8 protein-coding genes are annotated in these 12859 nt (G+C 76.1%); 4 read left to right on the top strand and 4 right to left on the bottom strand.

The genetic code is table 11. The features are described from left to right. Window positions 1–8 precede the first annotated feature (8 nt). Complete coding sequence (locus tag ACFP1K_RS15610; RefSeq protein WP_380752972.1) at window positions 9–1967, top strand: FUSC family protein; 1959 nt, start codon at window positions 9–11, stop codon at window positions 1965–1967. Between the two features lie 7 nt (window positions 1968–1974). Here ACFP1K_RS15610 and ACFP1K_RS15605 read toward each other — a convergent pair whose 3' ends face one another. Both ACFP1K_RS15605 and ACFP1K_RS15600 read right to left on the bottom strand, forming a co-directional pair. After that, the gene (locus ACFP1K_RS15605; RefSeq protein WP_380752967.1) at window positions 1975–4134 is read right to left on the bottom strand and encodes a hypothetical protein; all 2160 of its coding nucleotides are present in this window, start codon (window positions 4132–4134) and stop codon (window positions 1975–1977) included. A 347-nt stretch (window positions 4135–4481) separates the two neighbouring features. Continuing rightward, complete coding sequence (locus ACFP1K_RS15600; protein ID WP_380752962.1) at window positions 4482–5888, bottom strand: macro domain-containing protein; 1407 nt, start codon at window positions 5886–5888, stop codon at window positions 4482–4484. Between the two features lie 530 nt (window positions 5889–6418). Here ACFP1K_RS15600 and ACFP1K_RS15595 point away from each other — a divergent pair. Beyond that, the gene (locus ACFP1K_RS15595; RefSeq protein WP_380752954.1) at window positions 6419–7129 is read left to right on the top strand and encodes a TauD/TfdA family dioxygenase; all 711 of its coding nucleotides are present in this window, start codon (window positions 6419–6421) and stop codon (window positions 7127–7129) included. Continuing rightward, window positions 7126–8550 (top strand): hypothetical protein, encoded by a 1425-nt coding sequence (locus ACFP1K_RS15590; protein ID WP_380752951.1) that lies wholly within the window; start codon window positions 7126–7128, stop codon window positions 8548–8550. Before ACFP1K_RS15595 ends, ACFP1K_RS15590 begins: the two co-directional genes overlap by 4 nt. A gap of 29 nt (window positions 8551–8579) precedes the next feature. Here ACFP1K_RS15590 and ACFP1K_RS15585 read toward each other — a convergent pair whose 3' ends face one another. Further along, window positions 8580–10841: a hypothetical protein gene (locus ACFP1K_RS15585; RefSeq protein ID WP_380752948.1), complete on the bottom strand. Its 2262-nt coding sequence runs from the start codon at window positions 10839–10841 to the stop codon at window positions 8580–8582. Between the two features lie 300 nt (window positions 10842–11141). On the opposite strand from ACFP1K_RS15585, the gene ACFP1K_RS15580 reads away from it, so the two are divergent. Then, window positions 11142–11825 (top strand): RES family NAD+ phosphorylase, encoded by a 684-nt coding sequence (locus ACFP1K_RS15580; RefSeq protein ID WP_380752945.1) that lies wholly within the window; start codon window positions 11142–11144, stop codon window positions 11823–11825. On the opposite strand, the gene egtD is transcribed toward ACFP1K_RS15580, so the two are convergent. Continuing rightward, the gene (egtD, locus tag ACFP1K_RS15575) at window positions 11822–12853 is read right to left on the bottom strand and encodes an L-histidine N(alpha)-methyltransferase (RefSeq protein WP_380753052.1); all 1032 of its coding nucleotides are present in this window, start codon (window positions 12851–12853) and stop codon (window positions 11822–11824) included. The genes ACFP1K_RS15580 and egtD overlap by 4 nt on opposite strands. Window positions 12854–12859: the final 6 nt, after the last annotated feature.

Here is a 12859-nt window from a genome sequence, read left to right as displayed (position 1 = left end):
CCCGCCCGATGCGCCTCCCGTTCCGCCACCAGGTGGGCCAGCTGGCCGACGTGGCGCCCGGCTGGCTGGTGGAGACGGTGCGCCCCGCGCCGGGACGCCCGCACTGGGGCGCCATGGCGCGGACCGCCGTCGCGGTGACCGGCCCGCTGGTGGCGGCGATGCTCGCCGGGTCGGTGACGCTCGGCCTGCTGCCGGCGATGGGCGCCATGGCGGCGTCCCTGGCCGACCGGGGCGGCTCCTACCGGGGCCGGGTGATCCGCATGGGCGCGGCGGGGGCCGGCGGCGCGGTGGGCTTCGTAGTGGGCGACGCTACGCGGGGGCTCGGCTGGTGGACGGTGGCGGTGGTCGTCGTCATGGCCGTGCTGTCCGCGCTGATCAGCACGACCGGGGGCGCGGGCTCGCTGGCGGGGCTCCAGCTGCTGGTGATGACGGTGCTCGGCATCGGCGTGCGGCTCAGCGGCCATCCGGTGCTCGGCGCGCTGACGTACCTCGCCGGGGCGCTGTGGGCGATGCTTCTGGTGCTGTCCGGCTGGCCGCTGCGCCCGCGGGCGGGGGAGCAGACCGCCGTTCTGGAGGTGTACCGCGTCCTCGGGCGGCTGTTCGACGACCCGGCCGGGGCGCTCGCCGAGTTCGACGCCGCGCTCAAGCACGGGTACGACACGCTGTTCGGCGCCCGCTCGGCCGCCGCGGGCACCGATCCCGAGCGCACCCGGCTGGTCGCCCTGCTCAACCAGGCCTCGCTGATCCGCAACGCGCTGGTCACCCTGGCGGAGGAGGGCGTCGCGCCCCCGCCGCGGCTGGCGGATACCGTCCGGGACATCGCCGCCGCCCTGGACGGCCGCGCCCCGCCGCCCGCGCCGCCGGAGGGCGCGTACGACACCCCGGCCATGCGGGCCCTGTGCGACGGGATCGGGCAGGCGGTCACGCTGGTGTCCGGCGGCGAGACGGGCGACGCGGAGGTGCCGCGCGAGGCGGTCGGGCGGGGGGCCTCGCTGCGGGCCGCGTGGGAGAAGATGCTGTACGGCCACCTCACCCGGGTCTACACCGTCAGGCTCGCGCTGTGCATGGGCGTGGCGGCGGCCCTCAGCCGGTTCCACCCGGTCGAGCGCTCCTACTGGCTGATGCTCACCGTGGCGCTGGTGCTCAAGCCCGACTTCGGGTCGGTGTTCACCCGGGCGGTCCAGCGGGGCCTCGGGACCGTGGTCGGCGCGCTGATCGGGACCGTGGTCCTGATCGCGGTGCCGTTCGGCCCGTGGCTGCTGGTGGCGATCGCGGTGTTCGCCGCCCTGCTGCCGTACGGCCAGCAGCGCAACTGGGGCATGATGACGACGTTCCAGGCGCCGCTGGTGGTGCTGCTGGTCGACCTGCTCACCCACGCCGGGCCCCGGCTCGCGCTGATCCGCCTGGTGGACACGCTGATCGGCTGCGCCATCGTGCTGGTGCTCGGGTACCTGTTCTGGCCGGCCAGCTGGCACGCCCCGGTGGGGCCGAGCTTCGCGGGCGCGGTGTCCGCCACCGCGCGGTACCTGCGCCACGCGTTCCGGCCCGGCGACCCCGTGCGCTCCGTGCGGCACCGCGAGGTCTACGACGCGCTGGCCGACCTGCGCACGGTGTTCCAGCGGGCGGTGGCCGAACCCGCGGTGATCAGCAGGAGGGTCACCACGTGGCTGCCCGCGCTGGCCGCGCTGGAACAGGTGAACGACGCCATCGCCGCCGCCGTCACCCGCACCGAGCACGGCGGGCGCGCCCCCGACCCCGAGGCCGTCCAGACGGTGGTGCGCTCCCTGGACGACATCGCCGAGAACCTGCGCGCGGGCGGTACGGTCCGCCCCCCGGCGCCCGAGGCGGAACTCGGCGCCGGCCCGGTCGCCGGGCTCACCGAACTGGCCCGCACGATGCGCTGCCTGCGCACCACCCTGTCCGGCGGGACCTCCGGCTCCGGCGGGTACTACCGGCCCGAGTCGTGACGCCGGGTCAGACGTCTTCCCAGAGCACCTGGCGGGGGGCCTGGGGCATGCGGACGGCGCCGCTGTGGTCGGCGAGGAGCACGGCGCGGAACATCAGCGGGTGCCCGTCGCCGAGGGGCGGCCGGTTGTGGGCCAGCGGGGTGCGGTCCAGCAGGGGGGCGAGCAGCTCGTCCAGGCCGTCGAACCGGCCCTCGTCGAAGCGGCGGCGCGCCTCGTCGTAGCGGGACTCCAGCAGCAGCGGGTGGGTGCGGTCGAGGCCGTCGTCCACCAGGGCCGCCAGCGCCGACCGGTGGCGCGCCGCGCCCAGTGCGTCGCCCCGCTCCTCCGCGCAGCGCGCCGCCAGCAGCAGGGTGCGGGCGCGCCCCGGAGGGTCGCCGGGCCGGGACTCGGCGGCGCGCACCCGCTCCAGCGGCGCGGTGGCCCCCACCGGGTCCCCGGCGCGCAGCCGGACCTCCGCCAGTGCCCGCCACGCCGACAGCACCAGCGCGTCCGGGCGGGCGCCCGACAGCAGGCCGGTCAGCTCGTCCAGCGACCGGCACGCCGCGGCGGCCTCGCCGCCGAGCGAGAGGGCCAGCGCCTGCGTCACCCGGGCCTCGGCCCACAGCCGGAACGACACGTGCCGGGCGAACCACTCGTCCAGCACCGGCGAGCGCTCCAGCACCCGAAGCGCCGAGCCGCCGTCCTCGAGCGCAAGCTCGGCCTGCGCCAGCCGCACCGTGTCGTGGCCCGGCCAGTAGGCGATCGGCTGGAGCAGGTCGGCGCGGTGCCGTCCCGCCTCCTGGAGCAGATGGCGGGCCTCCACCGGGTGGCCGGCCTCCACCAGGGCCTCGCCGAGCGACACCCGGGCCGCCACCACGTTGATGTCGCCGAGCTCGCCGAGGCGCTCTCGGCGGTCGGCCACCACGGCCTCGGCCAGCCGCACGCCCTGCACCACCCGCCCGGAGCGGGTCGCGGCGCGCGCCGCGGCCTGGGCGGTCAGGGTGTAGCGGCGCCAGGCGGCCGACACGCCCGCCGCCCGCCCGGCGGCCTCGGCGCGGGCCTTGCTGGCCTGGTCGATGTGCTCGGCGCCCTCCACCGGGCGGCCCTCCTCGACCAGCACCTCGCCCAGGTTGTTGCGCGCGCGGGCGGCGTAGGAGGAGGCCTCGCCGATGCCGCAGAACGGCTCCCGCTCGTTCTCCGCGATCTTCAGGGACGACTCGAAGCTCTCCCTGGCCGCCTCCAGGTCGCCGAACCGCAGCAGCGCCAGGCCCCGGCGGCTCAGCACGTCGCACCGTGAGCGCAGGTCGCTCTGGGACTGGGCCTCGGGCAGGGACAGCAGCTTGGTCAGCTCGGACGCCTCGCGCGCGGCCCGGTCGAGCAGGATGCCGGTGTCGAGCAGCGCCCGCACCACCCCGGCCTGGGCGTCGGACTCGGCCCGCGTGCCCGCGCCCGTGCGCCGGGCGACGTCCCTGGCGCGCTCCGCCACGTCCAGGTCGTCGATCCACGTGCCGGCCAGCGGGACCAGGTGCCGCTCGTACCAGTGCGCGCTGAGGGCCGCGGCCTGCCGGTCCACCGGGCCGTCCGGGTCGTCGGTCAGCGCGTCGAAGGCCAGGTGGGACAGCTTCTCGGCGCAGCCGCGCACCCAGTCGGGCGAGGGAAGGCACACCGCGGTGGCCGCGGCGGCCAGCACCGGCGCCAGGTGCTCGGCGTAGGCGATCACCCGGCCCGCCCAGCCGGCGGCGGCGACCCTGCCGATGCCGCCCGGCCAGACCGGCGGGCCCTGCGGGGCGGACTGGCGCTTCTCCGACGTCGCGATGTCGCCGATGCCGAGCTGGACCTGCCGGGTGAGGAACGACTCGGCGCGGTGGAACCTCGCCACCACGAGCAGCGCCTGGGTGACGAGATCGCGCGCCTCCACCAGGCTGCCCGGCGTGCCCGGCGGCTCGGCCGGGCCGTTGCGCTCGGCGAACTCGGCGAAGGCGTGCCGGATGGCGAGGGCCACCAGCACCCGGCGGCTCTTGACCTCGTTGTACAGCCACACCGCGCTGCGCCGGCCGCTCTGGCCTTCCCTGGACAGACGGACCGCCGCCGCGACGTCCTCGGCGCGCACCAGATGGTAGTCGGTGTGGCGGAGGACCCCTGCCGCGGCCTCCCCGATCGCCGAGAGCCGTCTTTCCTGCGCCGACACCCTGGAACCTCCTCGGTCAGTGCTGCGGTTCACCCGGGTAGGGGATATCAACGGCAAAAGGTCCATTGATCTACAAAGCATATATCTCGGACTGCCAAACGGCTTCTAGCCCGCGGGGCCCGCCCGAGGCTTCACCGCGCCGCCCACGTCGTGTTATTACCGCCGTGCCCGCAAACCGCCCGTAGCGCGACCCGCAATCAACCGCCCCAAAACTCAAATCTCGCAATAACTGCATGAAATTCCCACACCTTCGCCCGCTCGATCCCCGCCGCACACCACCTCACCGCCCCGTGTGCACAGTGCGGACCGCCACCCCGCACGGGGGATGGTCGGGCGGCGCGGGGAGGTCACCGTTCGCCGAGAGGCCATGGCCCGGCGCCGAAAGGCGATGGACCGGCGCCGAATGGTGGCCGGGCGGCGCCGAATGGTGGCGGAATGGCGCCGAATGGTGGCGGAGTGCCGCGGGGATGGCGCGGTCCGGCGGAGAAGGGCTGCGGTCCGGCAGGGGGAGGTCGCGGACCGGTGGATGGAGGTGGTGGGGCGCCGTATTTAAGGCGCGGGCCGGGGGGAGGGCGTGGTGGTCCGGTGGGCGGAGGCCGCGGACCGGCAGGGGGAGGTCGCGGTTCGGTGGGAGGGGGTGGTGCGGGGCCGTGGTGAGGGCGCGGGGCGGGGGTCGGGAGGGTGGTGAGGGCGGTGATGACGGTGGCGGCGGTGTGTTCCCGGCGGGTGATCAGGTGGACGTCCCAGGGGTCGGGGCCGGTGAGTTCCGGCTCCAGGGCGGCCCACAGGTAGGCGAGGCTGGTCTCCGGGGGGAGGCCCGCGCGGCCGGCGCCGAACAGGGGCAGGCAGAGTGAGCGCAGCGGAGGGTCGAACAGGCCGCGCTCGGCCCGGGCGAGGGCGAACACGCCGCGCACGGCGCGCAGCACCGCCGCGGGCTCGACGGTGTAGCCGTCGGTGCCCGGCCGGGGCACCGCCGTCGCCGCGTGGTACACCCGCCGCACCCCCTGCCTGGCCAGCTCGCCGGGCGAGGTGGCCACCACCGTCCCCGGCGCCACCGCGGTGCCCTCCCGGCCGTGGGCACGCAGCCACTCCCGCAGCTCCCGCTGGAGGACGTCGTCCACCACCTCGCCGGTCTCGCCCCTGCGCGCCGCGGCGTTGCGCAGCGTCGCCGACAGGGACGTGCGGTAGGTCTTGGCCATCTCCAGGTAGATGTTCTCCGACGACACCAGGATGTCGATGCCCCGGATCGTCTCCACCGGCGCCCGGTGCAGCGTGATCACCAGCTCGGTGTCCCCCGACCGCACCGCCAGCCGCCGCGCCCCGCCCACGCCGGGCACGTCGCGCTCCTCGGGCGCCGCCGCGGCCTCCGCGCAGAGGGCCAGGATCGTCTCCGCCACATGCCCGAGGATCAGCCGCTCCCGGTCCTTGCGGAACCGCTCCACGCTCAGCCCGTACACCGTGGCCGCCCGCTTCCGCCGCGCCTGCGCCGACCAGTCCCGGGTCCCCGGCACCAGCCCCAGCGTGTACGCCGTGGCGTCGCGCAGGGTGCCTCCGCCGAGCCTTTCCAGCACCTGTTCCAGCACCCTGGTGATGGACGACCCGAGCACTCCGTCCGCCGACGGCAGCCCGAGCGCCTCCACCGCCGCCCCCAGGGCGGGCAGCCGCACCTGGTTCAGACGCAGCAGCCCCCGCTCCCGCACCACCCGGATCTCCGCGACCAGGTCCCCGTGATTCGGTACCGCCGGATCCGGCATACCGCCATGATCCCACCCCGTCGTCGCCGCCCGACAGCCGCGTCCACCGTCCCGCGGGCGTCCCCGCCGCGCGGCCGCGCCCGCCTCGCCGAGAGGCCGCGCGGGGGGCGTGGCGCTGAATCTTTCGCGGGAAGGCGTACTACTTCGTGAGCCTATGGTGGCGTGCCGGGCGGGGGAGAACTGGCCCCGAAGGGGGCTCCGGGGCGGGGGCAGGGCTCTCCGCCGGGGGCCGGTGAGGATCATCCGCGCTGTTCCGGAGGGTGACGCCGGCAGGGGCGGCGGGGCGGCGCGAGCGGCCGGAGTGCGCGCGGGGCGGGCGGCCGGGGGGCGGGATTCGACCGGGGAACGACCGGCGGACGGCCGGGGGGTGACCAGGGGGAGCGGTTCTCTAGTAAGAGTACCTTTCCGTCATTTTGCTCATTTTGCGCAATTCGCTCGACGCTGCTGGGTCCGGTGCACGGCCACATCTTTTGGACGACGGCCGCGCCTGCCGCGGGCCTCGTCCCCATCCACCCACGCGAGGAGGAGACATGCGGGAGACCGAGATCCTACGGGCACGGGACGAGCTGGCCGCCTGCGGCTGGACCGTGCTGGAAGACGCCCCCTTCCTCCCGCACGGGCGGCCCGACCCCGAGGGGGTGCTGCGGATCGCCACCGGGTTCGGCAGGCCGTCCAGCAGGGACGGCGGCCGGGAGATCTGGACCGTCACCCCGCGCACGACCCGGCCCGGCGCGACCTTCTCGATCAGGGCGGGAGGCGCGGGGTTCCACACCGACGCGCAGTACCACAGCAGGCCCGAGGACGTCGTCTGCCTGTTCGTGGTGCGCCCGGCCGCCGACGGCGGCGACACGATGCTGCTGACCGCCAGGGACGTGGTCGCCACGCTCGGCCGCGATCCGGCGGGCGAGGTGGCGCTGGAACGGCTCGCCCAGCCTGTCTGGACCTGGACCCCGCCGGACGTCTTCACCGGCAAGGCCGCCGCGGCGGTCCCGCCGATGCCGGTGCTGCCGGGCGACGGGACGGTCCGCTGGCGCCGCGACAACCTGGGGCCGCTGCGCCCGCCGCACGCGCACGCCGCCACCGTCCTCGAGTCCGGCCTGCGCCGCGCCCCCGCCACCCGCCTGCGCCAGCACCCCGGCGACGTCATCGTCATCGACAACCACCGCACCCTGCACGGACGCACCCCCTTCGCCGACCCCGAGCGCCGCCTCCTGCGCGTCCGCCTCTGGGCCGACCGATGAGCCGCGCCTGGGCGGTCGCCGCGGCCACCGAAGCCACCCGCGTCCCCGCCATCGGCCCCGAGGCCGCCGCCTGGCGCACCAGAGGCTGGGCCGAGATAGCCCTGGGCGGCCTGGCCCTTGCCACCGCCCACACCGAGGACATCCCCCTCCCCGCCACCCCCTTCCACGGCCTGGACGGCACGCCCCTCGCCGACACGGGGCTGCTCCTCTCCCTGGAGGGCGCCACGGCCCGGGGAACGGCGGAGGCCCTCGCCACCTTGGACGGTGCCGCGGCCCGGCGGGACGGTGCCGCGGGCCGGGGTGTGGCGGAGGTCCTTTTGGAGGGTGCCGCGGGCCGGGGGGTCACGGACGTCCTTCACGGGCTGGACGGTGCCGTGGTCCGGCGGATGGCGGAGGACATTCACGGCTTGGACGGTGGCGCGGCGCAGGAGGTGGCGGAGGACCTTGACGGGCTGGGCGGCGCGGCGGCGCCGGGGGCGGTGGAGGTCTTTCGCGGGCTGGACGAGGTGGTGCGGCGGGTCGGGATCCGGTACGCGGGACGTCACGCCACGCGGCTGCGGGCGTTGCGAGCGCTCGCCGGGCCCGTCCCGGCCTACTACCTCACGCCTGGGCGGTCGGCCCACCCGGGCGGCCCGTGCGCGGAGCCCGGCCTGTCGGGCCCCGTGGGGGAGGCGTGCCGGGCGATCGGCGAGTTCTGCGACGCGGTGGCCGAGGCGTGTCCCGGCGAGCCCTCGGCCGGGGGGAACCGGGAAGGGGCGGCGGCCGACCTGCGGTGGGGGGAGCGGCACCGGCCCTCGCCGTGCGGCGGGTACACGATCGTGCGGGCGGATCGCTGCGCGGGGCTGGCCGGGCGATGCTGGATGCGGCTGCCGTCCGCGTGCGGGCCGCGGGACGTGTTCGTGGACGTGCCGCGCCGGGCGGCCCCGGTGCAGGAGCGCATCTGGCGCGGCGTGCACGAGGGCGCCCACCTGGACCACATGGCGATGACGTCCGCGGGGATCGAGTTCGGGTACGGGCTGCTGGCCGCCGAGGCGTACGCGATGGCCGTGGAGGTCCTGGCGACCGTCTCCTGCCTGCTGGCCGGGGAACTCGACGAGGCGCGCTGGCTGCGGGCCGGCCTCGTGGAACGGATCGGCCGCCTGCCCGGCTACGCCGCGTGGCTGGCCACCGCGGGCCAGGTGCCCGCCGCCCTGCGCGACGCCGCCGCCCTGTCCTCACCGGACCTCGCCCCCCTGCCCCGGCTCGCCGCCGTCTACGTCCGGGGCCCGCTCCTCCTGCTGGGCGGCCACGACCTCGGCCCCCTGGCCCCCTACCTCCCCCCCTCCCTGACCGACCCCCTCCTCGACCGCTGGTCCACCGCCCGCACCGCCTTCCCCCCAGCCGCCGCGCTGACCCCCGCCCCTCGCCGCCCGCACCGCTGACCGCGCCGCCGACGACGGGGGCGGGTCCGTCAGTAGTCGTCCCAGGCCGGGCCGGTCTCGGGCGTCGGCCGGGGGAGGGCGAACTCGTCGGCCAGCTGCCTGGCGGCCTGGTGGAGGGGGTGCCCGTCCCCCAGCGCGGGGCGGCCGTGGGCCAGGGGGCGACGGCACAACAACGGCGCCAGCAGGCTCTCCGCCGCCGCGGGGTCGTGCGCCCCCCTGCGGCGCGCCTCCTCGTAGGCGATCCGCAGCAGCACCGGATGGGACGGATCCAGCCCACGCCCGATCAGCCCCGCCGTTCCGCTCGCCGACGTCCCGTCCGCCGCCGGCGTCTCCCGCGCCGCCGTGCCGTGGGGGCAGCCGGTGTCGTGGGGGACGGTGCCGCCGGGACCGGTCAGCAGGGTGCGCAGGAGGTGGGTGTAGGCGTGGCCGGGGAGGTCGTCGGCGGCGGGGGGTTCGGCTTGGGTGACGCGGGAGAGCAGGCAGCGGGCGGCGGCCGTGTCGCCGCCCTTGAGGAGAAGCTCGCAGAGGTCGCGCCACAGGACGAGCACCAGCGCGTCGCCGGCGGGACGGGACGCGGCGAAGGTGTCGCAGAGATCGCGCAACCGGGCGACGGCCGGATCCGTGTCGCGCAGGGCCGCGTGGGCGAGGGCCAGCAGGCGGCGGGCGTTGACCGCCAGCCGGACCGACACCCGGGCGGCGAACCATTCGCCGGTCACGATGGCCTTCTCCAGGATCTCCACCGCGGTGCCGGCATCACCGAGGGCGAGGTTCACCTGGGCGAGCAGCACCCTGTCGTACTGCGGCCAGTAGCCGGTGCCGACCAGCCGCCCCCGGCGGTACTGGCAGGCGTCCTCGATGTGGTGACGCGCCTCGGCGGGATGCCCCGCCGCGAGCAGCGCCTCGGCGAGGGCCACCCGGGCGCTCGCCGTGCTGATGTTGTCCACCCCGCCGAGCCGGGTCCTGCGATCGGCCACCAGCTCCTCGGCGGCGGTCACCGCCGCCACCACCCGCCCCGACCGGGTCAGCGCCCGCACCCGCACCTCGGCCGTGAGCGTGGCCCGCCGCCACGCGGCGTCCGTCCCGGACGGGCCCGCCGCGGCCCACCGCGCGTCATGCACCTTCTCGATCAGGTCGAGCGCCGCCCCCGGCCTTCCCTCCTCGATGAGCACGTCCGCGATGTTGTGCCGCGCCCGCAGCTCCAGCGACCGCCTCTCCTCGCCCAGGACGTCCCGCCCGCCATCCAGAGCGCCGCGGGCCGCCCGCTCGTCCACCACCGCCTCGGCCAGCTCGTACGCCTCCCGCGCCCCGGGCACGTCCCCGAACCGCAGCAACGCGATCCCCTGCCGCGTCGCCGCGTCGCAGACGGCCCGCAGATCGGCCCACTCCGGCAGGGGGTGGGCGGCCAGCGGGTGGAGGACGGTCAGGGCTTCGGCGCCCTCCCTGGCGGCCCGGGCGTGGAGGGTGCCCGCCTCCAGGAGGGTGCGGAGGATCGTCACCTGGGCGGCGGCCTCGGCGCGGGGGTCGGTGCCGCGGCGGCGGACGGCGGCCAGGCCCAGCTCGGCGCCGTGCAGGTCGCAGACCCAGGGGCCGGCGAGCATGGTGAGGGAGCGTTCGAACCAGTAGGCCGTCAGGCCGGCGGCCTGGCGGCCCGGCGGGCAGTAGGGGTCGCCGAGGTAGGCGCGGAAGGCCAGGTCGGCCAGGAGGGTGGCGCTCTCGGCGGCCCACCCGGCGGGGGGTTCGGTGACCGAGCGCGCGGCCTGCAGCAGGACCGGCTCCAGCATGGGGGCGAAGACGGTCAGACGGCCGGTCCAGGCCGCCGCGGCGACCTTGCCGAGGGGGGTGGACGGCCAGGTGGGGGAGCGGGGCGGGGCCTCGGTGGTCCTGATGCGCTTCTCCGAGGTCGCGATGTCGCCGATGCCCCTCCCCACCTGCGCCATCAGGAAGCCCTCGGCTCGCTGGAACCGGCAGATCTCGGTGAGCGCGTCGGTCACCATGGCCCGCGCCCCGCCGACCGTGGGCGCCACCGTCTCGGGCGGGGACCAACCCGCCGACGCCATGTGGCGCTCGAAGGCGTGCAGCGCCGCGAGCGCCACCAGGACGCGGCGGCTCTTCACCTCGTTGTACAGCCACACGGCGCTGCGGCTGCCCCCGGCGGGACGGTCTCCGCGCGGATCGTCCAGCCGCACCTCGGCCGCCACCTGCTCGGTGCGCACCTGGTGGTAGGCGATCCGGCTGAGCACGGCCGCCCCGGCGGCCCCGATCGCGCGCAGGCGCGCCTCCTGGGCGGGCATCGGGTCCCGGCCTCCTCGATCAAGATCGAATTGTGGTACCTCCACGCTAGTAAGGGGGTGCGCCGGAGGCAAGGTGAAAACATATAGCCAGGAGTGTCATTCGGCGGCCACTCACGCAAGGCTGACTATGATCTCGGTCCGTACACCGGGCGGAGCCGGCGATGATCGGGGAGATATCAACCGGAGAAAGCCCATCCGGGCCCCCTTATCCAATCTTTAGATGAATTGCTGGACCGGTCCCCCGGAATATCCTGCGGTCGTGATCTCCACGCCACCGAGGAACGCCTCAGGGGCCGCGGCGTGATACCGGGCAGGGTCCCGCCGCCGAGGTACGCGGGCCAGCCGAACCGGTCCCTCCTGCCGGCGGGCACCCCGCTGTGGCGGGTGCACCACCGGGCGGTCCGCGCGGACCGGTTCACCCGCCCCCGCGCGCCGGAGTACCGGGGCGGCGGGCGGTTCGACGGCACGGCGCTCACCGATCCGTACCACTTCTACTACGCCGGCCTGGACGCCTCCACGGCGCTCGCCGAGGTCCTGCTGCGCGACCTGCCCTTCGGCGCGGACGGCCGGCGCGTCCTGCCGCGCGCCGGCGTCGACGAGCGCCTGGCGAGCCGTCTGCACACCACCCGGCCCCTGGCGCTGATCAGCCTGGTCACCGGCCCCGACCTGGCCGCGGTGGCGCAGGACGACTGGCTGGTGCGCGCTGAGCCGCACGACTACCCGCGCACCCGCCGCTGGGCCCGCTGGATGCGCGGCCAGGCGCCGTGGGCCCAGGGGCTGCTGTGGTCGTCCAAGCGCGACACCGGCAAGCGGGTCGTGATGCTCTTCGGGGACAGGGTGCCGGGCCACGTGCTGAGCGACCCGCCCGCCCGGGCCGTCGACCTCGGGGGCTCGGACGGGACACGGTGGGTGAACGCCGTGCTCGCCCCGTACCGCACCGCGGTGGCCGCCCGTGACTCCGGCGCCGTGGCGGCCGCCTCCTAGGGGTGCTCGGCGCGGGGTGAGCGGCGGGGCCGGGGCTGCGGGGCCGGTGGAGGCGGCGGGGGGTCGTCCGGGAGGTGGGCGAGGACGAGGGCGAAGTCCTTGCCGGGGTCGGTGTACCAGGCGCCGAGGGTGAAACCGGCCCGGGTCAGCTCCCCCTCCAGGCGGTAGCGGTGGAACTTGGTGCTGATCTCGGTGCGCATCTCCTCGCCCGCCTTGAACCCGACGGTCAGGCCGAGGTCGCCGAACACCACCCGCATCGCCCGCCCGGCCCGCAGCCGCATCTCGACGCGCTGCAGCTTGGCGTCGTACAGCGCCACGTGCTCGAACGCCTTCGGCTCGAAGTCCGCGCCGAGCTCGCGGTTCAGCACGTTCAGCACGTTGCGGTTGAACGCGGCGGTCACCCCGGCGGTGTCGTCGTACGCCGCGACCAGCCGCCCGGTGTCCTTCACCAGGTCCGCCCCGATCAGCACGCCGTCGCCCGGCGACAGCGTGGCGCGCAGCTCCCGCAGGAAGGACTCGCGCGCCTCGGCGTCGAGGTTGCCGACGGTCCCGCCGAGGAACGCGACGAGCCGCCGCCCGATCCGCGGCAGCCGGCCCAGGTGCCGCTCGAAGTCGGCGCGCACCGCCCAGACGGCCAGCCCGGGGTAGGCCTCGGCGACCCGCCGGGCGGCCGAGTCCAGGGTGACGGCGTCCACGTCGACCGGCGAGTACGTCCGCAGCGTGCCCGCCGCGCCGAGGGCGTCCAGCAGCAGCACGGTCTTCTCGCTGGTGCCCGAGCCGAGCTCGACCAGCGTATCGGCCCCCGTCCGTGCGGCGATGTCGGCGGCGTGCTCACGCAGGATCGCCGTCTCCCTGCGCGCCGGGTAGTACTCGGGGAGCCGGGTGATCCGCGTGTACAGCTCGCTCCCGGCGGCGTCGTAGAACCACTTGGAGGACAGCCACTTGGGTGTGGCGGTCAGCCCTTCGCGGACCTCGCGCGCGAGGGTGGCGCGATGGTGGTCGGGGCCGAGATGGTCGACCGTGTACAGGAACGG

This window comes from Sphaerisporangium aureirubrum (genome assembly GCF_042658925.1).
In the GTDB taxonomy this organism is placed as follows: domain Bacteria; phylum Actinomycetota; class Actinomycetes; order Streptosporangiales; family Streptosporangiaceae; genus Sphaerisporangium; species Sphaerisporangium aureirubrum.
The sequence above is the reverse complement of the archived record's forward strand: the minus strand, read 5'-3'. Positions and strand labels throughout refer to the sequence as shown.

What these genes read in the sequence shown, in the direction of transcription:
- ACFP1K_RS15600 (WP_380752962.1), bottom strand. Translation starts at nt 5,888, where the DNA reads ATGCCGGATCCGGCGGTACCGAATCACGGGGACCTGGTCGCGGAGATC.
- ACFP1K_RS15610 (WP_380752972.1), top strand. Translation starts at nt 9, where the DNA reads ATGCGCCTCCCGTTCCGCCACCAGGTGGGCCAGCTGGCCGACGTGGCG.
- ACFP1K_RS15585 (WP_380752948.1), bottom strand. Translation starts at nt 10,841, where the DNA reads ATGCCCGCCCAGGAGGCGCGCCTGCGCGCGATCGGGGCCGCCGGGGCG.
- ACFP1K_RS15590 (WP_380752951.1), top strand. Translation starts at nt 7,126, where the DNA reads ATGAGCCGCGCCTGGGCGGTCGCCGCGGCCACCGAAGCCACCCGCGTC.
- ACFP1K_RS15595 (WP_380752954.1), top strand. Translation starts at nt 6,419, where the DNA reads ATGCGGGAGACCGAGATCCTACGGGCACGGGACGAGCTGGCCGCCTGC.